The following is a 24,609-nucleotide window of genomic DNA, read 5'->3' as shown; positions in this document are numbered from 1 at the left end:
CACCTTGGTTGTCATAGCTTGGGCGACATGACACCTTGGTTGTCATGTCGGAATCCACGGACACATCCGCGACGCTGTCCTTCCGGTCGGCCGACGGCCCGCTCGCCTACGTCGAACAGGGCAGCGGACCGCCTCTGGTCTTCCTGCACGGCGGCTTCGTCGACCACACCATGTGGGACCCCCAGATCCCCGTGTTCGCCCGCGACTACCGGGTGATCGCGCCCGACGCACGCGGGCACGGCGCGTCCGCCAACGCGACACGGCCGTTCCGGTCCGCCGACGATCTCGCCGCGCTGCTGCGTCATCTGGACGCCGCGCCCGCGATCCTCGTCGGACTGTCCATGGGCGGCGGGATCGCCGTCGACACCGTGCTGGAGCACCCGGAGGTGGTCCGGGCGGTGGTAGTGAGCGGCGTGGGCACCAGCGAGCCGGTGTTCGAGGATCCGTGGACCCTCGACGCGTTCGCCGCGCAGCAACGGGCACTGGCCGCCGGTGACGTCGAGGGGTGGCTCGCCGCCTTCGCTCGGTTCGCCGTGGGGCCCCGGCGGGCAGCCGGCGACGTCGATCCGGACGTGATCCGCCGGCTGCGCGACATGGCGCTGCGGACCCTCTCCAAGCACACCGCAGACGAGCCGAACCACCTCGTTCCGGTCCGGAACACCTGGGAGCGCGCCCAGGACATCCGCGTCCCGGTTGTCGCGGTCAACGGCGAGGCGGACTCGCCGGATCACCTGCGGATGGCCGAGCGCCTGGTGAACGGGGTCCCCGGAGGCCGTGTCACGACGGTCGGCGGCGGCCACTACCCCAACATGGAGGATCCGCAGGGATTCAACGCCGCGTTGACGGCGTTCCTGAACTCCTTGGACTCCTTGGACTCCTTGGACTCCTTGGACGCCTTGGGCCCCATGAATCCCCTGGATCCCGCGGAGTCCTCGGAGTCCTCGGAGTCCTCGGAGTCCTCGGAGTGCTCGGAGTGCTCCGAGTCCGCGGATTCCTGAGGTTTTTCTGGGTTCCCGGGATTCCCTGGGTTCCCCAGGACGGCGGGGCCGCGACCGGGAGGCAGGCGGGAGGACCAGGGCCACCGCCGCCTCGGCGTACGGACGCGATGCCGTAGGAGCGCGTGCCCGGCCCCCGCGTCCGCGGCGTGAACCGGACGACAGGCCTACGTCCGGCGCGGGGCCTCGCCCGCAGCGTCGGGGCCGGCGGCGGTCGCAGCCGGGGCAGCGTGGCCGTCGGGCGGGGTCGCCGCCGAGGCCTCGGCCGGGGTCAGGTGGCGGAGGATGCGGGGCAGGTCAGCGGGGGCCGCCGTCAGGTGGACGGGGGTGCCGGCGTCGTCGAGTTCCGCGACGTGCCAGTTCTTGGGCACCGTCTCGCCGTCACCGCCGCGCGCCCTGCGGACGGTCTTCACGGTGAGGCGGTGGACCGGGATGGGGCGCGCCGCGAAGCGGCCGGGGCCGGGGTGCGGAGTGACGGCCGGGGGTTCTCCGCCGCCGATGACGACGTGGGTGCCGAAGTGGTGGGGGTTGTAGTCGGTGGCCTCCAGGAAGCGGGCTTGGAGGAACTCCTCCCGGTCCGCGTCCGGCGTCACGGGGGCTCCCGGCGTGCGGGCCCGGGTGGCTCGCCAAGCCCAGGTGAGGAGGGCCAGGGAGATGAGGCCGCCCGCACCGGCCCAGGCGAGCGCGGCCGGGGTGGTGATCATCGCCATGGTGCGGACGTAGCTGAGCGGGAGCAGCCACACGCCCGTCACCAGCAGGGCGACGACGAACGGGGTGGCCGACGGGAGCACCTCGTCGTCGGGACGGTGCCGGGCGCGCAGGCGGAGGACGATCCGGGCGGCGGGGTAGCCCGCGGCGAGGGCGAGGGCGCTCGCGAGAACCGCGACGTCACCGCCGCCGGTCACATGGCTCTGCCACACGTGGCGCTCGCCGGCGACCTTCATCACCGTGCCGCGCCACAGCGTCACTTCGACCCGGTCCCCGGCCCGGAACTCCTCGGCGGCCGTCTCCGACACCTGGACCCGGTCCGCCGGCCGGTCGTCGGCGAAGTAGAGGTAGCTGCCCTTCTTCGGGCGGTTGGGGTCGGTGCGCTCGATCACGGAGGTCAGCGTGTGCAGGCAGTCGTCGCCGTCCCGGGGCGTGTCCGCGGCGGCCGGGCAGGGGGCGGCCGACTGCCGGTCCCGGTGGTGCGACTGGGCCTGCGGCACGGCCCACACCGCCACTGCGGCCCCCGCGAGCAGCAGGACGCACAGGACGAGGGAGCCGACCCAGCCGCGGCCCGCGGTGCGGTAGGTGACGACGGGCAGGTGGTCCGGACCGGGCGGGCCGTAACGGCGGCGCAGAGCGCGGAGGGCGTCCAGGGTGTCGTCGAAGTACGGGTCCTGCTCCGACAGCCCGATGGGCAACGGGAGCACCCGGGTGCGGCCGTTCCGGTGGACCAGGACGGTGCGGCGCACGTCCTGCGTGCGGGGGTCCCTGGCGTACTTCAGGCGGACCCGCAGGTCGGCCACTTCGCTCCACGGGACGGTCCGGCCGCGCAGCAGACTGCCGACGTACAGGCCCCGGGCGTCGGCACGGACCTGCCCGGTGGCCCGGTGCACCGCCGAGACGCCCCCCGCCGCGCAGAGCAGGGCGGCGACCAGCCACGGCACCGTGGCCGTGCCGCCGGCCACCGCGAGGACCACGCCCGCCACCGTCCCGGCCGCGCCCAGCGCGGCCAGGAACCACAGCGCACCCGCCCAGCGGGGACGGCAGATCACTTCCCGCGGCTCGCTCATGCACCGCATAGTGTCAGGAGCCTGCCGACCGGCGCCGGGGTGCGGTACGGCAGTGTTCCGGCCCCGCACTTGCCGACCGCGGGCATGGGGGACGGACGGAGAAACGGACGGAGAAGGCCGGCGACCGGGGGCTTGTGCCCTGCGGGCGGTCCGGACCGGGGGCTCGTGCCCTGCGGGCGGTCCGGGTGGTTGCTCGGTCGACTTCACGGGATCCACAGCGGTGGCAGTGGCAGCATCGGGGTACGCGCAAGGGCGAGCGAAGGAGCGGTTCCATGATCATTTTCGGCACCAAGGGGTACCTGTACCAGCTCGCGATACTGACACTGGTGTGCGGGCAGTGCGGCAACCCCTCCGCGCACACGCTCAGGAAGCGGGTCACGAAGTTCACCCTGTTCTTCGTGCCGCTGTTCCCCGTCTCGACGAAGTACGCGACCCAGTGCACGTTCTGCGGGGCCGAGCAGCGGGTGAGCGGCGAACAGGCCGAGCAGCTCCAGGCACAGGCGCACGACGGCCGGGGTGGACCGGGCGGCCCGGGCGGGCAGGGGTACGGGCAGCCGCAGCAGCAGGGTTACCAGGGCTGACAGCGCTGGCCGGCGTTCCAGCGAGCCGGCATGCCGGGGCCGGGCGCTGAGGATCGACAGGGCGACAGGGGACAGGGTCGAGAGGCGCGGGGCGAACGCTGAGGGACGTGGGTCGAGCGCTAAAGGCCGTGGGCCGGGGGTTGCGGGCCGCGGGCCGCGGGCGAGCGGACTCGGTGGAGTCGGCGGAGTCGGCGCTACCGGGTCACCCGTGCCCGATCACGACAAGGTCAGCCACCGCCGTCCGATCACAACGGGGTCGCCGCGCGGAGCAGGGAGATGAGGATCAGGGCCGCGTTGGCGGAGGACATCGCCGACAGCGCGGTCCCGGCGGCGGCTCCCCAGGTGGCCAGACCCGCGGAGGTGAACACCGCCGGCCAGCGGGCCGGGGCCGGGGGCGGAGCCAGCAGGGCCGCGACCCGGCGGGGCACCGGGCCGGGCGCGGCGAAGGCCGGGAGCGGGGAACCGGACCGGGAGGCGAGGGCCGCCTTGCCGATGGCGGTGGCGACGGTGCGGCGGCTGCCGACGCGCTGCGCCGCCACCTCGTCGGCCCAGCGTTCCGTCGTGTAGGACACCGCGGTCTGCAAGGGGCGCAGGAACGGGTTCGCCCGGGCGGCCAGCCGCACGGCCAGCAGCAGCCGGTGGTGACCGTCGGACAGATGGGCCCGCTCGTGCGCGAACAGGGCACGGCGCTCGGCCGACGTCAGCCGCTCCAGCAGCTCGGTGGTGACCACCACCCGGCCGCGGCGCCGCCCGGTGCCCGGCAGCGCGTACGCGTACGGGGAGCCGTCGGGGAGCACCACCACCTCGGTGTCCGGCAGCCCGGCCAGCGCGCGGTGGGCCCGACGGCGGGTGCGGCCGTGCCGCCAGAGGGTCTGCGTGCAGGCCACCAGCACGGCGCACAGGGCAGGAATGGCCGCTTTCCCCACCACCTCGTCGTAGGGGACCGCCGCCCGCACCTCCGGGTCCGACCAGCCGTCGGGCAGCGGGTTGCCGGGCAGCTGCGCCGTGCCGACGACCATCACCAGCGCCAGGCAGACGGTGCTGCACACCGCCATCACCGCCGCGACGCCGGTCAGCATGCGGGTCGCGGTGCGCGGATGCAGATGCTGTGCCGCGAGGCGCGCGATCGGCCACGCGGTCAAGGGCAGCACGAGCGGCAGGAAGACGAACACCCCCATGAGGTTTCAGTCTTCCCCGTCGCTCCGCGGCTGGTCCAGCAGTTCGCGCAGCAGCCGTTCGTCGTCCGGGGCGAGTCCGGTGACGAAACTGGCCAGCACGGCCTCCCGGTCGCTCTCGGCGTCCAGCACCTTGCGCATCTTGTGCGCGGCGAGCCCGGCGTGGTCCGAGGCGGGCGTCCAGACGAACGACCGGCCCGCCCGCTCCCGGGTGACCGCGCCCTTCGCCAGCAGCCTGGTCAGGATCGTGATGACGGTGGTGTACGCGAGGTCCTCACCGAGTCGTTGCTGCACCCGGCCGGCCGTCGCCGGGCCCTCCGCCTCCCGCAGGGCCGACAGCACCAGCGACTCCAGTTCGCCCTGCCCCCGCCGCCGGGGACGCTGCCCGTGCTCCGACACGGCCTGTCTCCCTTCCGCCGTTCACCGTTCTCCCGGCGGACATCGTATAGATGAGCGGACGCCGTCAAATTATCTACATTGCTGTAGATTCTACGGGTCCCCGCTGCACCCGCGGCACTCGCAGCACCCCGCGACACCCCGAAGAACCCCCCGTGGCACCCCCGCCGCTCCCGCGCAAACGACCCGACGCCGCACCCGCACCCGCCCACGCACCGGCAGCCGCACCGGCAGCCGTCCGGTGCCGGCCCACGAGAGGAACGGACCCCATGTTCGGACTGAGCGAGCTCGCGATCATCCTCATCGTCGTCATCGCCGTCCTGGCCGCCAAGAAGCTGCCGGACCTGGCCCGTTCCGCCGGCAAGTCGGCCCGCATCCTCAAGGCCGAGGCCCGCGCCATCAAGGAGGCGGAGAACGCCGAGAAGGCCGCCGGCGACGGGAAGGGCGACGGGGGCGGGGAAGCCCCGGCGCCCAGGGTCATCCGGGGCGAGGCGGTCGTGCGGGACACCACCGGCGGCGGCGAGAGCGGCGGGCAGCGGGCCTGAGGCCCGGCCCTCCCGCCGTCTCCCCCGCGCCGGCGACCGCCGGGGGCTCCGGCACACCGCTGCTCGCGGGCCGGATCAGCCGTTCCAGGCGTCGTCGTACGGGTCGGCCGGCGGCTGCACCGGGCGGGAGGCGGTGACCTCCACGTACGGGACCGGGCCGTCGTTGACGGGGTCCTTGGTCCGGCGGGGCGTGTAGGTGCCGGTGATCTCCAGCCAGCTGTCCGGGCGGAGCACCGGCGGGACGTTCCCGGTGAGCGCGATCTTGACCGGCTGGGCGTCGGCGGCGCAGCAGTTGAGGGTCATGCGGACCAGGTGGGGAGCGCCGTCGCGGCCCAGGGTCACGAAACCGGTGATCCGCAGCGGGCGGTCGCGCAGGTGACGGCCGTCGTCGTAGACCGCGCGGGCCGCGTACTCGCCCACGCTGAGCCGGAGCGGCCCCCGGCCCTCCGGGACCTCCGGGAAGCCGAAGGGCTTCTGCAGGGCGGTGCCGGTGTGCGCGGCGGTGTACGAACCGAGGGCGGGCGGGGCGACCAGGATCAGGGCGACGAGCGGGAGCGCCAGCAGCCAGAAGACACGGGGTTCGCGGTGGTGACCCCCCGCGCCCGTGCCGGGGCCAACATCAGAGCCGGTGTCAGGGCCGGTCTCAGGGCCGGTGTCGGGGCCGCCGTACAGGTCACGGCCCGGTGCCTCCCCGGGCTCCGCCTCCGTGTCCCGGGTTCCGGGCTCACGGGGGCCACGGTGCCCGCGCTCCGGGTCCCCTTCCGGGACCGTCGGACGACTGCCCGGCCGGGTGCGGCGGCGCTCGTACAGCAGGGTGGCCGCCGCCGTCGCGATCAGTACGGCGCCGGCCAGCAGGAGCAGCGGGCGCAGACCCGCCTTGACGTAGCGCAGGTGCAGGTCGGTCAGACCCGCGTGCAGCACGGTCGCACCGAGCAGGAACAACAGGGCCGCCTGCGCATGGCTGTTGAGGTCGGTGAGGCTCCGGGAGGTGGCGGTGCGCCGGGAGGTGGCGGCGCTCCGGGGCGTGGCGGCGCTCCGGGAGGAGTCTGTGGTCCGGGCCGGGCCCGTGGTCCGCCGGAGGTTCCGGTCCGTCACAGCAGCACCGCTCCCGTCAGGACCGAGGCGAGCACCGCGAGGGCGAAGGTCGCCGGCGCGAAACGCAGCGCGAAGGCCCGGCCGAAGGTGCCCGCCTGCATGGCGAACAGCTTGAGGTCGATCATCGGACCGACGACCAGGAAGGTCAGCCGGGCCGTCAGCGAGAACTGGGTCAGCGACGCCGCCACGAACGCGTCCGCCTCCGAGCAGATCGACAACAGGACGGCCAGCGCGGCGAGTGCCAGCACCGACAGCACCGGGTCGTCGGCCGCCGCCCTCAGCCACTCGGCGGGCACCACGGCCTTCAGGGTGGCCGCCGCCATCGCGCCGATGACCAGGAACCCGCCCGCGTGCATCACGTCGTGCCGCACCGAACCCCAGAAGGCCGCGCCCCTGCCGAGCCCTTCGAAGGCCGAACGGGCGGGCGGGCGCAGCCAGTCGGCGCGGCCGAGACGGTGCCACAGCCAGCCCATCGCGCACGCGACGAACAGGCTCGCCACGAACCGGGCCAGGACCATCTCCGGGTTGCCGGGGAAGGCGACCGCGGTCGCCGTCAGGACGATCGGGTTGATCGCCGGCGCGGACAGCAGGAACGCCAGGGCCGCCGCGGGTGCCACTCCCCTGCGCACCAGCGCGCCCGCCACCGGTACGGACGCGCACTCGCAGCCGGGCAGCACCGCGCCCGCGGCACCCGCTACCGGCACCGCCAGCGCGGGGCGCCCGGGCAGGGCGCGGGCGAAGAAGGACGGCGGGACGAACACCGCGATCGCCGCGGACAGCAGGACGCCCAGGACCAGGAAGGGCAACGCCTGGAGCATCACGGCCACGAACACCGTCATCCAGCTCTGCATCACCGGGGCGGCCAGCGCACCGCGGATCGCGTCCTGGAACAGCAGGGCCGTCAGCAGGGACAGGGTGAGCAGGAGCGGGGCGTTGAGGTGGCGGGACTCGTCGACGTCGGGCGCCCGCGGGCCGTGGTCGACGCCGCGCACCCGCCCGCCGTGACCCGCGTCGGGCGTCCGCCCACCGGGGTCGGCGAGTGGTGGACGCCCGCCGTGGCCGGCGACTGGTGCCCGCCCGCCGCGGTCGGGTTCGCCGGGCTCCCTCTCGGAGAGGGACGGGGCGGACCTCGAGGAGACCGTCGAGGGCATCTCGGAAGAGGAGATCGCGGAAGAGGAGATCGCGGGAGCCGGACCGTCCGCAGTCCCCTGGCGCTCCACGGGCGCCGGGGATCCCGCGTCGCGGGACTCGTCGGAGTCCCGCGATGCTGACTCGGTGAGGGCCACGGGCCGGGTACCTCCGGTGCACGCCGGTTGTGATGGACGTACGGCTGAGCAGTTGGACAGGCGGACGGAACGGACACGAAACCGGGCGCCGGGCCGGGTTCCGGTGCGCGCGCGTGCACCGGACCGCGGGCACCGCACCCGCTTCTCCCTGGGGTACGCGACGCGGGGCCGTCCCGTTCAGGTGGGCACCGGCGAACCCGGCGTGATCATGTCTGGAACCGGCCGTCGCAATGAGGCAGTCTCATCCCCTGTGGTGAGCCTTCCGAATCAGGCCCTGTCGGGCGACCCCTCAGGGCACATGGTGGTCTGCGGCGACGACGGGCTGGCCCACCGCCTCGCCGCCGAACTGCGGGGCGTGTACGGCGAGCAGGTCGTCCTCGTCGTCCCGCCGTCCGAGACGCAGGCCAGGCAACCGGTCGTCGGGCGGGCGCGCGCGGCCTCCGCGGCCCTGCTCGACCGGGTGGTGAACGCGACCGTCAACCGGGGCGGCGGCGCCGGTACCGTGGGCGGCTCCGACACCGGATCCCACGCTCGCGAGGTGGAGGCCGCCGAACCCACCGAGAGCGTGCTGGCGGGAGTCGGCGTGGACCGGGCCGCCGCGCTGGCCCTGGTGTACGACGACGACGAGACCAACATCCGGGCCGCCCTCACCGCCCGCCGCCTCAATCCGCGACTGCGGCTCGTGCTGCGCCTCTACAACCGGCGGCTCGGTCGGCACATCGAGGAACTCCTCGACCAGGCCGCCGAGCTGGCGCTCGGTGACCGGCCGCACGGACGCCCGGGCCGGCTCGACGACCACTCCACCACCGTGCTTTCCGACGCCGACACCACCGCACCGGCGCTGGTCGCCACCGCGCTCGTCGGCACCAGCAAGGTCGTAGACGCCGACGGCCTGCTCCTGCGCGCGGTGGAACGGCAGCCGCCGGCCGCGGGCGAGGTGGCCGATCCGGGGCTGTGCACCCTGGCGTTGCTCTCCGCCACCAGCAACGACCCGGCCGGGGCGGAGGGTTCGGAGGACAGCGGCGAGCGGGGGCCCCAGCTCCTGCCCGACGGCGACGCGGTGTCGGCGGCCACGGGACGCGGCACCGTGGTGCTGGAGCAGGTCTCGTACTCCGGTCCGCCGCTGCCGCCGGTACGGGCGCGGGTGCCGCCCTTCGCCTCGCTGTTCTCCCGGCGGCTGCGCTGGTCGCTCGCCGGTCTCGTCGCGGCCACCGTCGCCCTCGCCGTGGCCCTGACCCTGGTGACCGGGGACAACGCGCTGCACGCCACCTACGTCACCCTGCTCGACCTCTTCGCCATCAACGAGCCCGCCCACAACGCGGCCATGGGCCGCCAGATACTGCAATTGCTGTCCGGGCTGGTCGGGTTGCTGCTGCTGCCGGTGCTGCTGGCCGCCGTCCTGGAAGCGCTGGGACTGTTCCGCAGCGCCTCCTCCCTGCGGAAGCCTCCCCGCGGGCTGAGCGGGCACGTGGTCCTGCTCGGGCTCGGCAAGATCGGCACCCGGGTGCTGACCCGGCTGCGCGAACTGCACATCCCGGTGGTGTGCGTGGAGGCGGACCCCGAGGCGCGGGGCATGGCGACGGCGCGGCGGCTCAGGGTGCCGGTGGTGCTCGGGGACGTCACCGAGGAGGGGGTACTGGAGGCCGCGAAGATCCACCGGGCGGACGCCCTGCTCGCGCTGACCAGTGTGGACACCACCAACCTGGAGGCCACCCTGTACGCGCGCTCGCTGCGGTCCGACCTGCGGACGGTCCTGCGGCTGTACGACGACGACTTCGCCCAGGCCGTGTACCGCACGCTGCGAGCCGCGCACCCCGATGCCGTGACGCGCAGTCGCAGCGTGTCCCACCTGGCGGCGCCCGCGTTCGCGGGGGCGATGATGGGCCGGCAGATCCTGGGCGCGATCCCGGTGGAGCGGCGGGTGCTGCTCTTCGCGGCGATCGAGGTGGGCGGGCACCCGCAGTTGGAGGGGAAGACGGTCGGCGAGGCGTTCCGGGCCGGCGCGTGGCGGGTGCTGGCCCTGGACACGGCGTCCACCGGAGGCGCCGCCGGGACCGGACCCGGCACGGGAGGCGTGACGGGAGCGGGCCCCGGACAGCACTCGGGAACACCCGCCGTCCGGGATTCGGGGCTGGTGTGGGACCTGCCCGACACGTATGTGCTCCGGCGCGAGGACCGGGTCGTCCTGGCGGCCACCCGGCGGGGCCTCGCCGAACTGCTCGGACGCCGGGGCCGGGAGCGGCGGGGCACCCCGGGCGGACGCTGAGACCGCCGAGACCGCATCAGGGCTCCCCGACAGGCCGCCGGGGCCGACGCCCGTGCCACGACGGCGCCGAGACCGACGCCCGCCCCGCGACGGCGCTGGGATCGATGCGGACCTCGCGAGAACGCCGGGACCGCCCCCACCGACGTCATCCCGCGCGAGGTCGCCGGGCCGACGCCCCTCCCGGCAGGTCGCCGAGACCGGCGCCGGCCCGGCCGCCGGGAGTGACCCTGCCCGGGAGTGGCCCCCGCGCGCCCGGGACGCCCCGGCCGGGACGCGTTCCGGCCGGGATGGTCGGCCCGGGACCGTCGGCCGGGGGCAGTCGGCCGGGGGCGGCGAGAAGGGCGGGGACAGCCGGCCCGTGCCGGGCTCGCGCTTCCCCGGCCCTCCCCCTCCCCCGGCTCCGCTTCCCCCTCAGCGGCCGATGTGGCGTTCCGCGAAGTCCAGCTCCAGCCGGACCTGCTTGATCCGCTCGTCCACCACCAGGGAGCCGTGCCCCGCGTCGTAGCGGTAGACCTCGTGGACGGCCCCGCGGGCCTCCAGCCGCTTGACGTAGTTCTCGATCTGGCGGATGGGACAACGCGGGTCGTTGACCCCGGCGGAGATGTAGACGGGGGCCTTGACCTCGTCGACGTACGTGATCGGCGAGGACACCTCGAAGCGGTCCGGGACCTCCTCGGGGGTGCCGCCGAACAACGTGCGGTCCATCGCCTTCAGCGCCTCCATCTCGTCGTGGTACGCCGTGACGTAGTCCGCGACCGGGACCGCCGCGATGCCCAGCGCCCAGGCGTCGGGCTGGGTGCCCAGGCCGAGCAGGGTGAGGTAGCCGCCCCAGGAGCCGCCGGTGAGGATCAGCCGGGCCGGGTCCGCCAGGCCCGAGGTGATCGCCCACTCGCGCACCGCGGCGATGTCCTCCAGCTCGATCAGCCCCACCCGGTGCTTCAACGCGTCGGTCCAGGCGCGCCCGTAGCCGGTCGAGCCGCGGTAGTTGACCCGGACCACCGCGTAGCCGTGGTCGATCCAGGCGGCCGGGCCGGCCGCGAAGGAGTCGCTGTCGTGCCAGGTCGGGCCGCCGTGGATGTCGAAGACGGTGGGGAGCGGACCGGTGGCCCCCGCGGGCCGCTGCACCAGCGCGTGGATGCGGCCTCCCGGGCCCTCCACCCACACGTCCTCCACCGGCACCGAACCGGGCGACTTCATGCCCGGCGGGTCCAGCACGACCCCGCCCGTCGTGGACCGGACGACCGGCGGTTCGGCCGCCGACGACCACAGGTACTCCACGCTGCCGTCGGGCCGGACCGTGGCGCCCGAGACCGCGCCGCGCGGGGTGGGGATCTTCTCCAGCCGGCCTTCGGTGAGGTCGTAGCGGAACAGCTCGCCGCGCGCCTCGAAGCCGTGCGCGATGAGCAGGCCCGAGCCGTCCGGGTACCACTCGGCGCTCACGTCGCCGGGGAGGTCCAGCGCGAGGTCGCTCTGCTCCCCCGTCGCCACGTCCCACACCAGGGGCTCCCACCGGCCACGGCGCTGGTGGCCGATCAGCAGCCGGGTGTCGCCGGCGACGGGGGCGAAGCCCAGCACGTCGAGGCCCAGCTCGCGGGTGCCGCCCTCGGTGTCGTCGAGCTCCGCGACCGTGCTGCCGTCGGGCCGCACCACGCGGAGCGCGGAGTGCATCGCGTCGCCGTGCTCGGTGTGCTCCACGGCGATCAGCGAACCGTCGTGGGAGAGGTCGCCGACGCCCGCCGACTCGCGGTGGCGGTAGATCTCCACCGGCTGCTCCCCGGTGCGCACCAGGTGGAGGGTGGTGCCGTCCTCGTCCGTGGAGCGGCCGACGACCGCCGTGCGGCCGTCCCGGCCCAGGGCGAGTCCCGCGGGGTAGGAGGGGTCGAGGCCCGGCGTGGCGAGCTCGTCCTCGCCGCCCTCGAAGCGCTGACGGCGCCAGACACCGAACTCGTCGCCGTCCTTGTCGTCGAACCACCAGATCCACTCACCGTCCGGCGAGAGCACGCCGTCCGTGGTGCCGTTGGGCCGATGGGTCACCTGTCGTTGCTCACCGGTCGCCCGGTCCCAGGCATACAGCTCGTACGTCCCCGTCGCGTTGGACACGAACAGGGAGCGGTCGGGTGCGTCCTCCGCCCAGTCGGGGAGGGACACGCGGGGCGCCCGGAAGCGCTTCTCCCAGGCAGGCATGTCCTCGCCCTGTTGCACACGCTCGGTCTGGTCCGCGCGATTCGGCACGTCGGACCCGTTGCTCTCAGTCATGGATCCATACTGCCCGTCCTGGCGGCCATCGTGCTCCCGAGGTCCCCAGCCTGTGGAAAACCTCGACCGGAACGTTCACCGGATGTCCCCGGACGACCCGGCGGGGACCGTTCCCGAAGGCCGTTGTCAGTGGCGGGGTGCAGACTGCCCGGCATGACCGATCTCCGACGGACCGCTACGAGCCCCCGGCGGGCCGCGAGCACCTCGCCGAGCGGTACGGGAGACAGGGGTGGGTGACGGGAGAAGGGGCTGAGTGAGGGCTGGGTGAGGGCTGAGTGACGGGACCCGCGCCGGGCTCCGTGCCCGCGTGCCGCCCGGCCCGTCCCCCTGCCGCCCGGCCAGTCCCGTCCCCCTGCCGCCCGGCCCTCCTCCGGCCCGCGACCGGGTGCGGCGGTCGTCCACCCCGCGCACGGGGACGGGCCGCGAGCCCCGTACCGTTGGGGGCGTGTACCGGTTTCTGCTGACGCCCCGATGGTGGGGGATCAACGTCTTCGTGCTGCTCTCCATCCCCTTCTGCATCTACATGGGCTCGTGGCAGCTGGGCCGGTTCGAGGACCGGGTGGAGAGCCATGAGGGCGCCCGGCAGCAGGCCGATTCCGCACAGCGCGAGGCCGCCGAACCGTTGGACGACCTGCTGCCGGTGACCAAGGCGACCTCCGGCAGACAGGCCACCGCGAGCGGGCGGTACGCCGAGCAGTTGCTCGTGCCCGAACGGGACCTGGACGGCAGGACCGGCACCTACGTGCTGACGCTGCTGCGCACCGACTCCGGCAAGGTCCTGCCCGTCGTGCGGGGATGGCTGCCCGGGTCGCCCGACCCGGCCGCGGTGCCCGCGCCGCCGTCCGGCGAGGTCACCGTGACCGGCGCGCTCCAGGCGTCCGAGACGCCCGGCAGCAACGGCGTCCCCACGCTCGTCGGCCTGCCCGAGGGCCGGACGGGCGCGATCAGTGCGGCTTCCCTGGTGAACCTGGTGCCGCACGACGTGTACGACGCCTGGATCACGCTCAACCGCGGGGACTCCGGGATGAAGGCGGTGCCGGCGACCGCGCCGAGCGGTACCGGGCTGGACCTCAAGGCGTTCCAGAACCTCGGCTACACCGCCGAATGGTTCGCCTTCGTGGGCTTCGTGATCTTCATGTGGTTCCGCCTGCTGCGCCGGGAGGCGGAGTCCGCCCGGGACGCGGAGCTGGGCCTCCTGCCCGACGAGAACGGAAGCGGGACCGGGGCCGGGGCCGGGGCCGGGGCCGGGGTGGGGGTCGAAACCGGCGGCACGCCCGGCAGCGCGACGGGAAGCGGGACCGAGGGCCGGGACGGGGACCAGGACGCGGACCAGGTGCGGGAACGGGAGCAGGACCCCGGGCGGCCCAGCCCGTCCGGGGTCTGAGGGCCCAGCCCCTCCTGGACCTCCCGGGTGTGAGGCACGGACCTCCCCGGAGTGACGCCCCGACCCGTCGGGCCCTCACCAGCCCCCTACGAGGCCGTCAGCACGCCCGTCCAGTAGACGGTGCCCGCGCAGGCATTGGGCACCGTCGCGCCCGCCTCGCCGGTCCCGGTCGCCGCCGTGTAGGTCACCGTCACGCTTCCCTCGACGGTGCCGTCCGCCCGCAGCGTCTGGGCGGTCGTGTCGCCGTCGCCCGTGGCGGCTCCCGTGGTGCTCGTACCGCCGGTGGGCGTCGGGTCGGGTGCGGGCTCACCGGTCCCACCGGTACCTCCGCCGGTCGTCGGGCAGGTCTCGCTCGGCACCCAGGCGAACTTCACCTCGTAGGCCGCGCCCGGCTTGAGCACCAGCCCCGAAGCGGCCTCCAGCGACGGGTCGGGCAGGCCGGCCGCGGCATCTCCGGCCGCGTGCCGCATCGTGCCCACCTTGGCCGGGTCGGCCGCGCCCTGCGTGGTGACGCGGATGGTGCCGGGAGCGCCGACCGTGCAGGTGTCGCCCGAGACGTTGGTGACCCGGAACGAGCCGTAGACGGCGCCCGAGGAGTCGGGGGCCGCGGTGCTCGCCACGGCCGGACCGAGCTGGTCGGCGCTGCACGCGGGCGCGCCCGCGTCGGCGCTGGACGAGGGTCCGGCCCCTTCCGTGGCACCGGCGCCGGTGCTGTCACCGGCGTCCTCGTCCTCGCCCCGCACGCCGCCCCCGCCGGTTCCCGGGACCTCGTCGGAGGAGCTTCCCGCGGTGCTCGCGTCGCTGTCCGGGCCCCTGCCCTGGCTGGTGCCGCCCTGCGCCTGCGAGGCGTGGCCGACGGCGGAGGGGTTGGCACCGGACCCCGAGGAGCTGGAGACGTGCACGACGGCAGGGACGGCGGTGCCGACGAACAGGGCGGCGGCGGCAACCCCGACCAGTGCCTGACGTTTGCGCGCCCGGCGGGCCGGAACGGCCCGGCGCAGGTGGTCCAGCGTGCCGTCGCTCGGTTGCACCTCGCGCACCGCCTGGTGCAGCAGGGCGCGCAGGGCGCGTTCCTCCGGGTCGAGGCCCTCGGTGCCCTGGCTCGCGGGGGCGGCGGAGGCGGCGAGGTGGTGCAGCGTTCCGTTCCTGGCGTGCGGAGGTGTCGGATCCTGACCGTCCGGCCCGGCCGGTGCACGCAGCGGCACGGCCGCCTCGCCCGGTGGCGACGACTCCTCCGCTGTGGGGTGGTCCGCGGGGTCCGTGGCATCGGCAGGGTCGGTGCGGTCCGCGGGTGCCGGGGCCGTGGCCCCGGTGGTGGCCCCCGCCGCTTCGGAGGGGTCGGACGCGAGGTCGGACGCGAGGTCGGTCCCGGAGTCGGACGCGAGGTCGGCCGCGGGGTCCGACGCAGGCTCGAAGGGCTCGCCGGACGGTGCGGACCCAGCAGTCCGTGATGCCTCGGCAGACCGTGCGGGCTCAGCAGACCCCGAAGGCTCAGCAGACCCCGAAGGCTCGGCGTCCGTCACGTCCGCGGCCTCCTGCCGGGGGGTCCCCTGGGTAGAGGCGGACCCCTCCGTCCCGCCGGACCGCCCCGCGTGGGCGGCGCCCTCCGTCGGCGCCGCCCCGTCGACGCCGCTCGGGCGGTCGTCGTGCGTCCCCGAACCGTTGCTCATGCCGGGGCCTCCATGGCCACCCGCAGCGCCGCGATGCCGCGCGAGCCGTAGGCCTTCACGGAGCCCAGCGATATGCCGAGCGATTCGGCGACCTGGGCCTCCGTCATGTCGGCGAAGTAGCGCAGCACCAGTACCTCGCGCTGGCGGCGCTGCAAGCCCTTCATCGCCTGGATGAGGGAGTCGCGTTCGAGCTGGTCGTAGGCGCCCTCCTCCGCGCTGGCCATGTCGGGCATCGGCTTGGACAGCAGCTTCAGTCCGAGGATGCGGCGGCGCAGCGCCGAGCGGGAAAGGTTGACCACGGTCTGACGCAGGTAGGCCAGGGTCTTCTCGGGGTCGCGGACGCGTTTGCGGGCCGAGTGGACGCGGATGAACGCCTCCTGGACTACGTCCTCGCAGGAGGCGGTGTCGTCGAGGAGGAGCGCGGCGAGGCCCAGCAGGGAACGGTAGTGGGCGCGGTAGGTCTCGGTGAGATGGTCGACGGTGGTACCGGCCGCGACGGCGTCGTCGGTGCCGTCGCGCTGATCGGGTATGCGGACCGGCCGCGCTGCGGGCATCGGCGCGATCACCGGCATGCCACCGGGCACACCGGCCATGCGCGGTCGGAGAGCCTGGCGGGGGGAACGGGGACGGAGTGCCGCCGTACCGCGCGCCGCTGTGAAGTCGAGTACCTCAGCCACGCCAGTTGGACACGCGTCCCCCCGGGAGGGTTGTACGCGCCGGGCATCACGTTTGCGCCGGCGGCCGTGGCGGGACGTGGTCCGGCGGGCGGTGTGGTGGCCCGCACGGCGGATCGCGCCCCGGGCGTCACCGCCTCGGCTCCGCTGGCGCGACTCCACGCGTCCGACCACGCACTCCATGACCTCATGCGTCCCGCTCTTCCCCTGTGTGCCATATGAACGGGCGTCCCCACCGCCCGGTTCCAGACGTCCCCACGTCTGCAGGACCCCGCCCTCACGCACCGGAAAGGGTGACCGCAAAGACGCTCCCCGCCCGCCGCACGGTTGCGGCGGGCGGGGAGGTGAATCCTGGGTTCCATCCTCGGCTCCCGGACCGGCCGGTTCAAGTGCTCCGGATCATCGACCCGAGCCGCTCGTCCGGGACATATCCCACGAACGGAACCTTCCGGACCCTCGGGGGGTTTCCCGTCCCGTCAGCTCTCGGCCGCGACCAGTTCGGCGATCTGGGCGGTGTTGAGCGCGGCGCCCTTGCGCAGGTTGTCGCCGCAGACGAACAGTTCGAGGGCGGTGGGATCGTCCAGGGCGCGGCGGACCCGGCCGACCCACGTCGGGTCGGTGCCGACGACGTCCGCCGGTGTGGGGAACTCGCCGGCGGCCGGGTTGTCGAAGAGCACCACACCGGGGGCGGTCGCGAGGATCTCGCGGGCCCGGTCCACGGTGACCTCGTCCTCGAAGCGGGCGTGCACGGTCAGGGAGTGCGTGGTGACGACGGGGACCCGGACGCAGGTCACGGCGACCGGCAGCCGGGGCAGGCCGAGGATCTTGCGGGACTCGTCGCGGACCTTCATCTCCTCCGACGACCAGCCGTCCTCCCGCAGCGAGCCGGCCCACGGCACGACGTTCAGCGCGACCGGTTCGGGGAACGGACCGGTGTGGTCCCCGACGGCGCGGCGGAGGTCGCCCGGGTGGGTGCCCAGTTCCGTGCCGGCGACCAGGGACAGCTGCTCGCGCAGCGTCCGCACGCCCGCGTGCCCGGCGCCGGAGACCGCCTGGTAGGAGGAGGCGACCAGTTCCCGCAGTCCGAACTCGGCGTGCAGCGCGCCCAGCGCGACGATCATCGACAGGGTGGTGCAGTTGGGGTTGGCGATGATGCCGCGCGGCCGCATCCTGGCGGCGTGCGGGTTGACCTCGGGGACGACCAGCGGCACCTCCGGGTCCATGCGGAAGGCGCCGGAGTTGTCGATCACCACCGCGCCCCGGGCGACGGCGAGCGGCGCCCACGCTGCGGACACCTCGTCGGGGACGTCGAACAGGGCGATGTCGACGCCGTCGAAGGCCTCCTCGGTGAGCGCGACGACCTCGACCTCCTCGCCGCGCACGGCCAGCTTGCGGCCGGCCGAGCGCGGGGAGGCGATCAGTCGGATCTCGCCCCAGACGTCCGCCCGTTGGGACAGGATCTGGAGCAGGACCGTGCCGACGGCGCCGGTGGCTCCGACGACGGCCAGTGTCGGCCGCCCGGAGCGGCCGGACCCTGTGGTGGCGGCCATCAGCGGCCGGTGCCTCCGTAGACGACGGCCTCGTCGCTGTCGGAGTCCAGCCCGAAGGCGGAGTGCACGGCGCGCACGGCCTCGTCCACGTCGTCCTTGCGGGTGACGACCGAGATGCGGATCTCGGAGGTCGAGATCAGCTCGATGTTCACCCCGGCGTCGCTGAGCGCGGTGAAGAAGTCGGCCGTGACGCCCGGGTTGGTCTTCATGCCCGCGCCGACCAGGGAGATCTTGCCGATCTGGTCGTCGTAGCGCAGGGACTCGAAGCCGATGGCGCCCTTGTTGCGCTCCAGGGCTTCGATGGCCTTGTGGCCCTCGCTCTCGGGGAGCGTGAAGGAGATGTCCGTCAGGCCCGTGGACGCGGCGGACACGTTCTGCACGACCATGTCGATGTTGATCTCGGCGTCGGCGATCGTGCGGAAGATCGAGGCCGCCTCGCCCGGCTTGTCCGGCACACCGACGACCGTGACCTTGGCCTCGGAGGTGTCGTGCGCGACACCGGAGATGAGAGCCTGCTCCACCTGCTTGTCCCCTTGCTTGATCGGCTCGCTGCTGACCCACGTGCCCTGCAGGCCGCTGAACGACGAGCGGACGTGGATCGGGATGTTGTACCGGCGGGCGTACTCCACGCAGCGGTGGAGCAGCACCTTGGAACCGGAGGCCGCCAGTTCGAGCATGTCCTCGAACGAGATCCAGTCGATCTTCTTGGCCTTGGTCACCACGCGCGGGTCGGCGGTGAACACGCCGTCCACGTCGGTGTAGATCTCGCACACCTCGGCGTCGAGCGCCGCGGCCAGCGCGACGGCGGTGGTGTCGGAGCCGCCCCGGCCGAGCGTGGTGATGTTCTTGCCCTGCTGGCTGACGCCCTGGAACCCGGCGACGATGGCGATGTTGCCCTCGTCCACCGAGGCCTGGATGCGGCCCGGCGTGACATCGATGATGCGGGCTTTGTTGTGGACGGAGTCGGTGATGACACCTGCCTGGCTGCCGGTGAAGCTCTGGGCGTTGTGGCCCAGGTTCTTGATCGCCATGGCCAGCAGGGCCATGGAGATCCGCTCTCCGGCGGTCAGCAGCATGTCGAGCTCGCGCCCGGCAGGAAGGGGGGATACCTGCTCGGCGAGATCGATCAACTCGTCCGTCGTGTCGCCCATCGCGGAAACCACGACGACCACCTGGTGGCCGTTCTGCTTGGCTTCCACGACCCTCTTGGCGACGCGCTTGATGCCTTCGGCATCGGCTACGGAGGAGCCTCCGTACTTCTGCACGACAAGGCCCACGTGCGCTCCTCGCTCAGTCCGTTGTTGTCCCACGATGTACACACATGTGTGTGATGCGTGGCGGGCTCATTCTATCGAGCGTCCGAAAATCCCCTCGGCGATATCGCATGGTGAGACCTCCGGGACGCCTGCGCAGGGGCTCATGCCCAGCCCGGCGCCGAGCACTCGGAAAAGCGACCCGCGTCACATGCGTGCGCGGATTCGTGACCGTCCGGAAGGTCACCCGACAACGTTCGTCCTCCGCGGCCGGCCGGGACCGTGCCCGGCCGGCCGCGGGGCCCGGGTGTGCCGTCCCGGCACGCCTAGGTGACGGGTGAGCGCAGGCCCAGGGGGGCGGCGATCTCCTCCGCCATCACCTTGCCCGCCTCGAACTCCAGGGTCTCGTCGCCCATGCCCTGGTCGGTGTCGAGGCCGTCGAGCGCGGCGAGCGGCTGGTTGAGGCGGACGTGGGCGACCACCGACTGCAGGGCGCGCAGGGTGGCGGACGCCGTGGAGCCCCAGTTGGAGAAGTAGGAGAACTGCCACCACCACAGGGCCTCGGTGGTGCGGCCGGCCCGGTAGTGGACCATGCCGTGGCGCAGGTCGGTGACGACGTCGGTGAGATCGTCGGAGATCCGGGCGGGCACCGGCGCCGTGCGGGGCTCGTAGGGGTCGAAGACCTCGGAGTAGACGTCGATGGGCTCCAGCAGCCGCGCGAGGTTCTCGCGCAGCTCGTCCACGTCCGGCTCCGGGCCCGGGTCCGGCTCGTAGCGCTCGTCGGGGACGATGTCCTCGTGCGCGCCGAGCCGGCCGCCGGCCAGCATCAGCTGGGAGACCTGCAGCAGCAGGAAGGGCACCGCCGAGTCCGGCTCGTCGCCCTTCGCGACCTCGGTGACGGCGACCAGGAAGCTCTCGATCTGGTCCGCGATCTGCACCGCGAAGTCGTCGGGGTCCTGGTCGGTGACGTGGAGCGTGGCATCAGACATCTAGGAGTCGTCTCCCCTCGAAGGCGCGTCCGAGGGTGACCTCGTCCGCGTATTCCAGGTCTCCGCCCACCGGGAGGCCGCTGGCCAGGCGGGTGACCTTCAGGCCCATGGGCTTGATCATCCGGGCGAGGTACGTCGCCGTGGCCTCGCCCTCCAGGTTGGGGTCCGTGGCGAGGATCAGCTCGGTGACCGTGCCGTCGGCCAGCCGCGCCAGGAGTTCCCTGATCCGCAGGTCGTCCGGACCCACCCCGTCGATCGGACTGATCGCGCCGCCCAGCACGTGGTAGCGCCCCCGGAACTCGCGGGTGCGCTCGATGGCCACGACGTCCTTGGGCTCCTCCACCACGCAGATCACCGCGGGGTCGCGGCGGGTGTCGCGGCAGATGCCGCAGAGGTCCTCCTGCGCCACGTTGCCGCAGGTGGCGCAGAACCGGACCTTCGTCTTGACCTCCATCAGCGCGTGGGCGAGACGGCGGACGTCGGTCGGCTCGGCCTGGAGGATGTGGAAGGCGATCCGCTGGGCGCTCTTGGGACCGACGCCGGGCAGCCTGCCCAGTTCGTCGATGAGGTCCTGAACCACGCCTTCGTACAACGGACTGCCGTCCTTCCTGAGGTCACGTCACTAGGTACCGTAGAGGTCCGCGGGCTGTCTTAGAAGGGCAGTCCGGGGATGCCGCCGCCGCCCAGTCCCTGGGCCAGCGGGCCCAGCTTCTGCTGCTGCAGGTTCTGGGCGTTCTCGTTGGCCGCGTGGACGGCCGCGAGGATCAGGTCGGCCAGGGTCTCGGTGTCCTCGGGGTCCACCGCCTTCGGGTCGATCCGCAGGGCGCGCAGTTCGCCGGAGCCGGTGACGGTGGCCTGCACCAGCCCGCCGCCCGCCTGGCCCTCGACCTCCGTGCGCGCCAGTTCCTCCTGGGCCTTGGCCAGGTCCTGCTGCATCTTCTGGGCCTGCTGCAGCAGCTGCTGCATGTTGGGCTGGCCACCACCGGGGATCACGATTCAGCTCCTTGGTAGGTGCGTCGGGCCGTCGGGTTCGACGTGCCGTCCGGGCGTTCTTGCCGTTCGGCACGAGCCTACGTGGTCGGGGCAGCCGTCGCCCCAGCACTCTTTCGAGTGAGCCGCGCCGAGCGCCTATACCTGATCACGGCCCTCCATCGGGCGGAAAAGGCGCCGAACCCGCCACCGGGCCACCCATTGGGCGGTAGGAAGGGTCCGGCAGGTCGCGGATCAGTCACGGTCAGTAGGGAGTACCGGGTGGGTCAGCCGGAGATGCAGCCCGAGGGACGGCCTCAGGACCGGCACGGCGAGGGGGTCGCACCGCGGCCGGATGATCTGACCGGGCGGGTGTTCCCGCTCGGCGACTGGGGCGAACCGGCGGCCCGGCTGGACGAGTTGTACCGGTGGGTGGAGCGCGGGGCGCTGGACACGGCCGCCTGGTACCTCACGGACCGGGTGTGGAAGCGGCGGTGCGGGCAGGCGCTGCGCGGCGGGGCCGCGGTGGGCGCGGTGACCGGGGCGGCGCTGCCGCTGCTGGACCTGGCGGGCGCGCTGGGCGGGGTTGCCGCCTGGGGGTACCTGGCCCTGCTGCTGGCGGTGGCGTGCGTGGCCGGGGACCGGTACTTCGGGGTGACCTCCGGCTGGATGCGGGACCTGGCGACGGCCCAGGCGGTGCACCGCCGGCTGCAGGTCCTCCAGTTCGACTGGGCGTCGGAGTGCGTGCGCGAGGTGCTGGGCCCGGCGGACGGCACGGCCAGCGAGGCGGCGGAACGGTGCCTGTCGGTGCTGCGGCGGTTCTCCGAGGACGTCGCGGAGCTGGTGCGGGTGGAGACGGCGGACTGGATGGTGGAGTTCCGCACCGGGGGTGCTCCGCTGGGCCTCCAGGGGGCCATGCCGGGCGGCAGCCGCCCCGAACCGGTCGTCCCCCCGCACGGCCGGTTCGCCGCCCCGCCCGGCTCCGCCCGCCCGAACATGCCGAGGCAACGCCCGCCCGAACCGCGATGAGCCGCGGGCCGCGGCTCGCGGCCGACGGTCGGTCGCGCCTCCGGAGCGGGAGCCCACCGGCCGCACTGCCGGAACGGAGGCCCACCGACCGCGCTCGGGAACGCGATGAGGGCGGCGACGCCATGGGGTGGCTGCCGAAGCGGAGGCCCGCCGGCCGCCCTCGGGAACGCGATAGGGGCGACGACGCAGGGGACGGCTGCCGTGGCACGAAGGGGGCGGCTGCCGTGACGCGACGCAGGCTGCCGCCGGACCGGGCGACGGGGTGGCTGCCGTGACGCCACGCAGGCTGCCGCCGGCACGGGCCGCGCAAGCTGCCGCCGGCACAGGCCACGGGGCGGCTGTCGGAACGACGGAGGGCGGCTGCGAGGCGGCGTCCCTCGTCCGCTCCGGCGCTCCGGGCCCCGTCCTGCCCCTCCCCCTGCCTGCCCGGGGCTCAGTCGCGGGTGTAGGTGAGCTGTTCGCCGCTGCTGGTGTTCACGCGCTGGAGGGTCCCGCCGGGCAGCAGCCGGACCTGTGTCGCGGCGCCCGGGGTGCAGGCGCTGCGCGGCCGGCCGCTGGTGACGCTCGACGGGCCGAGTTCCAGCCCGCCGGTACCGGACGCCGAGGACAGCCGGGCTTCGAACACGCAGCGGTAGGTGCCGTTGCCCGTGGGGCCCTCGGCGAGGAGGGACATGACCGTCTCGCCGACGTCGCCCTGCTGGAGGGTGAGCCGGCGGGTGTGCACCCCGCTCGCGTTGTCGATGGTCGTGGACCAGCTGCCCAGGTACTCGGCCGGGACGGTGCCGTCGGGCGGGGACGTGGTGTCCGGGTCGTCCGTGCCGGGCCGCTTGTCGTCGGACGGGCTCCCGGTGTTCCCCCCGTCGCTCTCGGTGGTGGTGTCGCCGGACGGGGACGGCGAGGCGGAGGAGTCGCCGCCCGCGCTGTTGTCGCCGCCGTTGCTCATCAGCGCGTACACGGTGCCGCCCGCGGCCAGCGCGACGACCAGGGCGATGACGACGAGCAGCGCGGTGGACCGTGCGGTGCGCCGCGGGTCCTGGGGCGGCCCGTACGGCGGGGTCCCGGTGAAGGGGGGCGGCCCGTAGGGCGGGGTGGCTCCGCCGCCGTAGCCGTTGTAGGGGTAGCCGTAGCCCGGGTGTTGCTGGGGATGGCCGTACCCCGACGGGTTCTGCGGGCCGGCGGGGAGGGCCGGGGTGCCCGGTGCGGGGGCGGGGGGCGGGGTGGCCTGTTGTCCCGCGACGAGGGTGGGCAGGTGGTTCAGCGCGGCGCCGTCGCCCGGCCGGCCGGGGGCGGGCGGGGCGCCACCGGACGCGGGACCCGCGGGGCCGCCCGGGTCGTCGGTGGCGGGGGCGTGCTCGGGGGTGGCGGCGGGCGCCGGGAGCGCACGCGCCGCCCCGTGCGCCCCGGCGGGCGTCTCCGCCGGGCCGTCCGGACCCGCCGGTGCCGCCGGGCCGGGCGCCTCGCCCGGTCCGCCGGACCCGCCCGGCCCGTCCTGGCCGTCGGGCCCTTCCGGGTTCTCCGTGTCGAGCAGCTGGACCGCGTGGCGGCCGAGCTGGGCGACCAGGGCGCCCGGCAGCCAGGGGTCGCGGGACCGGCCGTCGGTGACGGTGTCCCCGGCTCCGGTGCGCCGCAGGATCTCATCGAGCGTGGGCCGCGCGGACGGGTCCTTCTTGAGGCAGTCGCGGACGAGGTCGGCGACGCCCTCGGGCACGGCGTCGAGGTTCGGCTCCTCCTGCGCGATGCGGAACATCAGGGCGTGGACCCCGCTGTTGGCGGTGCCGAAGGGCAGCTCACCGGTGGCGGCGTAGGCGAGCACCGAGCCCAGGCAGAACACGTCGCACGCGGGCGTGATCCGGTCGCCGCGCACCTGCTCGGGCGCCATGAAGCCGGGCGAACCGACCAGCGCGCCGGTCCGGGTGAGCCCGCCGTCGGTCACCGTCTCCAGGGCCCGCGCGATGCCGAAGTCGATGACCCGCGGCCCGTCGATGGTGACGAGCACGTTGGACGGCTTGAGGTCGCGGTGCACGATGCCCGCGGCGTGGATGTCCTTCAGCGCGTGGGCGAGACCGGCGGCGAGGATGCGGACCGACCGCTCGGGCAGCGCCCCGTGGTGGTGGCCGACGACCTGCTGGAGGCTGGGCCCGGCGACGTATCCGGTGGCGACCCAGGGCACCGGCGCCTCGGTGTCCGCGTCGAGCACCGGAGCGGTCCACGCCCCGCCGACCTGCCGGGCCGCCTGCACCTCCTGCCGGAAACGCGCCCGGAACTCCTCCTGCTGGGCCAGTTCCTCGCGCACCAGTTTCACGGCGACGGTGCGCCCCCGGTCGGAACGGGCCAGGTAGACGAATCCCATGCCGCCCGCGCCGAGCCGTGCGAGCAGCCGGTACGCGCCGATCCTCGGCGGGTCCCCGGGACCGAGCTTCTCCATCGTCGCGCCGCCTTCCCCCCAGTGAGCAACATCATGAGGATAGTGCGGGGGACGTGTGAGGACCGGCTGACGACGTCTACGGTTCCGTAACAGGAACCGCCCCCGCCGACCCGCGCACCGAGCCCGTCCGCGCACCCGGCCCACCGGCCCACCGGCCGGCCGACCCGTCGGCCCGCCGGATCATGGACGGCGAGGCCGGAAGCCGGAGTCGGGAGTCGAGTCGGAGGCGGAGGCGGGAGCAACCGGTACCGGCCGGGAGCATTCGACAACCTGTCGTGGAAAGCCTCCGACCG

At 74.1% G+C, this 24,609-nt stretch carries 20 protein-coding genes; 6 read left to right on the top strand and 14 right to left on the bottom strand.

Annotation, left to right across the window (positions count from 1 at the left end; translation table 11 throughout):
- Nucleotides 1–44: 44 nt before the first annotated feature.
- Nucleotides 45–998, top strand: a complete 954-nt coding sequence (locus AB0F01_RS22170) for an alpha/beta hydrolase (protein ID WP_362098380.1) — start codon at nt 45–47, stop codon at nt 996–998.
- 164 nt (nt 999–1,162) lie between these two features.
- Here AB0F01_RS22170 and AB0F01_RS22165 read toward each other — a convergent pair whose 3' ends face one another.
- Nucleotides 1,163–2,773 (bottom strand): PH domain-containing protein, encoded by a 1,611-nt coding sequence (locus tag AB0F01_RS22165; protein ID WP_362098378.1) that lies wholly within the window; start codon nt 2,771–2,773, stop codon nt 1,163–1,165.
- Between the two features lie 272 nt (nt 2,774–3,045).
- Between AB0F01_RS22165 and AB0F01_RS22160 the strand changes: the two genes are divergently transcribed.
- On the top strand, nt 3,046–3,354 hold the full coding sequence (locus tag AB0F01_RS22160) for a zinc-ribbon domain-containing protein (RefSeq protein WP_362098375.1): 309 nt from the start codon (nt 3,046–3,048) through the stop codon (nt 3,352–3,354).
- Nucleotides 3,355–3,599: 245 nt separating this feature from the next.
- On the opposite strand, the gene AB0F01_RS22155 is transcribed toward AB0F01_RS22160, so the two are convergent.
- Both AB0F01_RS22155 and AB0F01_RS22150 read right to left on the bottom strand, forming a co-directional pair.
- Entirely contained in the window at nt 3,600–4,532 is a 933-nt protein-coding gene (locus tag AB0F01_RS22155; RefSeq protein WP_362098372.1) for a M56 family metallopeptidase, read from the bottom strand.
- A gap of 6 nt (nt 4,533–4,538) precedes the next feature.
- Nucleotides 4,539–4,928 (bottom strand): BlaI/MecI/CopY family transcriptional regulator, encoded by a 390-nt coding sequence (locus AB0F01_RS22150; RefSeq protein WP_362098369.1) that lies wholly within the window; start codon nt 4,926–4,928, stop codon nt 4,539–4,541.
- 266 nt (nt 4,929–5,194) lie between these two features.
- Between AB0F01_RS22150 and AB0F01_RS22145 the strand changes: the two genes are divergently transcribed.
- On the top strand, nt 5,195–5,470 hold the full coding sequence (locus AB0F01_RS22145; RefSeq protein WP_362098367.1) for a twin-arginine translocase TatA/TatE family subunit: 276 nt from the start codon (nt 5,195–5,197) through the stop codon (nt 5,468–5,470).
- Between the two features lie 75 nt (nt 5,471–5,545).
- Here the strand turns inward: AB0F01_RS22145 and AB0F01_RS22140 are convergent, their stop codons facing one another.
- The gene (locus AB0F01_RS22140; protein ID WP_362098653.1) at nt 5,546–6,415 is read right to left on the bottom strand and encodes a TIGR03943 family protein; all 870 of its coding nucleotides are present in this window, start codon (nt 6,413–6,415) and stop codon (nt 5,546–5,548) included.
- Nucleotides 6,416–6,561: 146 nt separating this feature from the next.
- On the bottom strand, nt 6,562–7,557 hold the full coding sequence (locus tag AB0F01_RS22135) for a permease (protein ID WP_362098365.1): 996 nt from the start codon (nt 7,555–7,557) through the stop codon (nt 6,562–6,564).
- A gap of 592 nt (nt 7,558–8,149) precedes the next feature.
- Here AB0F01_RS22135 and AB0F01_RS22130 point away from each other — a divergent pair.
- Nucleotides 8,150–10,117 (top strand): NAD-binding protein, encoded by a 1,968-nt coding sequence (locus AB0F01_RS22130; protein WP_362098650.1) that lies wholly within the window; start codon nt 8,150–8,152, stop codon nt 10,115–10,117.
- 411 nt (nt 10,118–10,528) lie between these two features.
- On the opposite strand, the gene AB0F01_RS22125 is transcribed toward AB0F01_RS22130, so the two are convergent.
- On the bottom strand, nt 10,529–12,373 hold the full coding sequence (locus AB0F01_RS22125; RefSeq protein WP_362098362.1) for a prolyl oligopeptidase family serine peptidase: 1,845 nt from the start codon (nt 12,371–12,373) through the stop codon (nt 10,529–10,531).
- 445 nt (nt 12,374–12,818) lie between these two features.
- Between AB0F01_RS22125 and AB0F01_RS22120 the strand changes: the two genes are divergently transcribed.
- On the top strand, nt 12,819–13,757 hold the full coding sequence (locus AB0F01_RS22120; RefSeq protein WP_362098359.1) for an SURF1 family protein: 939 nt from the start codon (nt 12,819–12,821) through the stop codon (nt 13,755–13,757).
- 86 nt (nt 13,758–13,843) lie between these two features.
- Here the strand turns inward: AB0F01_RS22120 and AB0F01_RS22115 are convergent, their stop codons facing one another.
- The 7 genes from AB0F01_RS22115 to AB0F01_RS22085 form a co-directional block, all read right to left on the bottom strand.
- Nucleotides 13,844–14,962 carry a hypothetical protein gene (locus AB0F01_RS22115; RefSeq protein ID WP_362098356.1) on the bottom strand — a complete coding sequence of 373 codons (1,119 nt, stop codon included), beginning with the start codon at nt 14,960–14,962 and terminating at the stop codon, nt 13,844–13,846.
- Nucleotides 14,963–15,423: 461 nt separating this feature from the next.
- Nucleotides 15,424–15,999, bottom strand: a complete 576-nt coding sequence (locus AB0F01_RS22110) for a SigE family RNA polymerase sigma factor (protein WP_362098649.1) — start codon at nt 15,997–15,999, stop codon at nt 15,424–15,426.
- 578 nt (nt 16,000–16,577) lie between these two features.
- Nucleotides 16,578–17,651 (bottom strand): aspartate-semialdehyde dehydrogenase, encoded by a 1,074-nt coding sequence (locus AB0F01_RS22105; protein WP_362098353.1) that lies wholly within the window; start codon nt 17,649–17,651, stop codon nt 16,578–16,580.
- Nucleotides 17,651–18,928, bottom strand: a complete 1,278-nt coding sequence (locus AB0F01_RS22100) for an aspartate kinase (RefSeq protein ID WP_362098351.1) — start codon at nt 18,926–18,928, stop codon at nt 17,651–17,653. Before AB0F01_RS22100 ends, AB0F01_RS22105 begins: the two co-directional genes overlap by 1 nt.
- 302 nt (nt 18,929–19,230) lie before the next feature.
- Nucleotides 19,231–19,893 (bottom strand): DUF5063 domain-containing protein, encoded by a 663-nt coding sequence (locus AB0F01_RS22095; RefSeq protein WP_362098348.1) that lies wholly within the window; start codon nt 19,891–19,893, stop codon nt 19,231–19,233.
- Entirely contained in the window at nt 19,886–20,485 is a 600-nt protein-coding gene (recR, locus tag AB0F01_RS22090) for a recombination mediator RecR (RefSeq protein ID WP_362098345.1), read from the bottom strand. The genes AB0F01_RS22095 and recR overlap by 8 nt, the downstream gene beginning before the upstream one ends.
- 59 nt (nt 20,486–20,544) lie before the next feature.
- Entirely contained in the window at nt 20,545–20,886 is a 342-nt protein-coding gene (locus AB0F01_RS22085; protein WP_362098342.1) for a YbaB/EbfC family nucleoid-associated protein, read from the bottom strand.
- A gap of 258 nt (nt 20,887–21,144) precedes the next feature.
- Here AB0F01_RS22085 and AB0F01_RS22080 point away from each other — a divergent pair, with 258 nt between their 5' ends.
- Nucleotides 21,145–21,891: an SLATT domain-containing protein gene (locus AB0F01_RS22080; protein ID WP_362098340.1), complete on the top strand. Its 747-nt coding sequence runs from the start codon at nt 21,145–21,147 to the stop codon at nt 21,889–21,891.
- Nucleotides 21,892–22,324: 433 nt separating this feature from the next.
- On the opposite strand, the gene AB0F01_RS22075 is transcribed toward AB0F01_RS22080, so the two are convergent.
- The gene (locus AB0F01_RS22075; protein ID WP_362098337.1) at nt 22,325–24,316 is read right to left on the bottom strand and encodes a serine/threonine-protein kinase; all 1,992 of its coding nucleotides are present in this window, start codon (nt 24,314–24,316) and stop codon (nt 22,325–22,327) included.
- Nucleotides 24,317–24,609 lie beyond the last annotated feature (293 nt).

Source organism: Streptomyces sp. NPDC029526, from assembly GCF_040637405.1.
Lineage (GTDB): Bacteria > Actinomycetota > Actinomycetes > Streptomycetales > Streptomycetaceae > Streptomyces.
This window is presented reverse-complemented; position numbering and strand designations above follow the sequence as displayed.

Bases quoted from the DNA above. Each gene is read 5' to 3' on its own strand.
- AB0F01_RS22170 (WP_362098380.1), top strand. From the start codon at position 45: ATGTCGGAATCCACGGACACATCCGCGACGCTGTCCTTCCGGTCGGCC.
- AB0F01_RS22165 (WP_362098378.1), bottom strand. From the start codon at position 2,773: ATGAGCGAGCCGCGGGAAGTGATCTGCCGTCCCCGCTGGGCGGGTGCG.
- AB0F01_RS22160 (WP_362098375.1), top strand. From the start codon at position 3,046: ATGATCATTTTCGGCACCAAGGGGTACCTGTACCAGCTCGCGATACTG.
- AB0F01_RS22155 (WP_362098372.1), bottom strand. From the start codon at position 4,532: ATGGGGGTGTTCGTCTTCCTGCCGCTCGTGCTGCCCTTGACCGCGTGG.
- AB0F01_RS22145 (WP_362098367.1), top strand. From the start codon at position 5,195: ATGTTCGGACTGAGCGAGCTCGCGATCATCCTCATCGTCGTCATCGCC.
- AB0F01_RS22130 (WP_362098650.1), top strand. From the start codon at position 8,150: ATGGTGGTCTGCGGCGACGACGGGCTGGCCCACCGCCTCGCCGCCGAA.
- AB0F01_RS22125 (WP_362098362.1), bottom strand. From the start codon at position 12,373: ATGACTGAGAGCAACGGGTCCGACGTGCCGAATCGCGCGGACCAGACC.
- AB0F01_RS22110 (WP_362098649.1), bottom strand. From the start codon at position 15,999: ATGCCGGTGATCGCGCCGATGCCCGCAGCGCGGCCGGTCCGCATACCC.
- AB0F01_RS22105 (WP_362098353.1), bottom strand. From the start codon at position 17,651: ATGGCCGCCACCACAGGGTCCGGCCGCTCCGGGCGGCCGACACTGGCC.
- AB0F01_RS22095 (WP_362098348.1), bottom strand. From the start codon at position 19,893: ATGTCTGATGCCACGCTCCACGTCACCGACCAGGACCCCGACGACTTC.
- AB0F01_RS22075 (WP_362098337.1), bottom strand. From the start codon at position 24,316: ATGGAGAAGCTCGGTCCCGGGGACCCGCCGAGGATCGGCGCGTACCGG.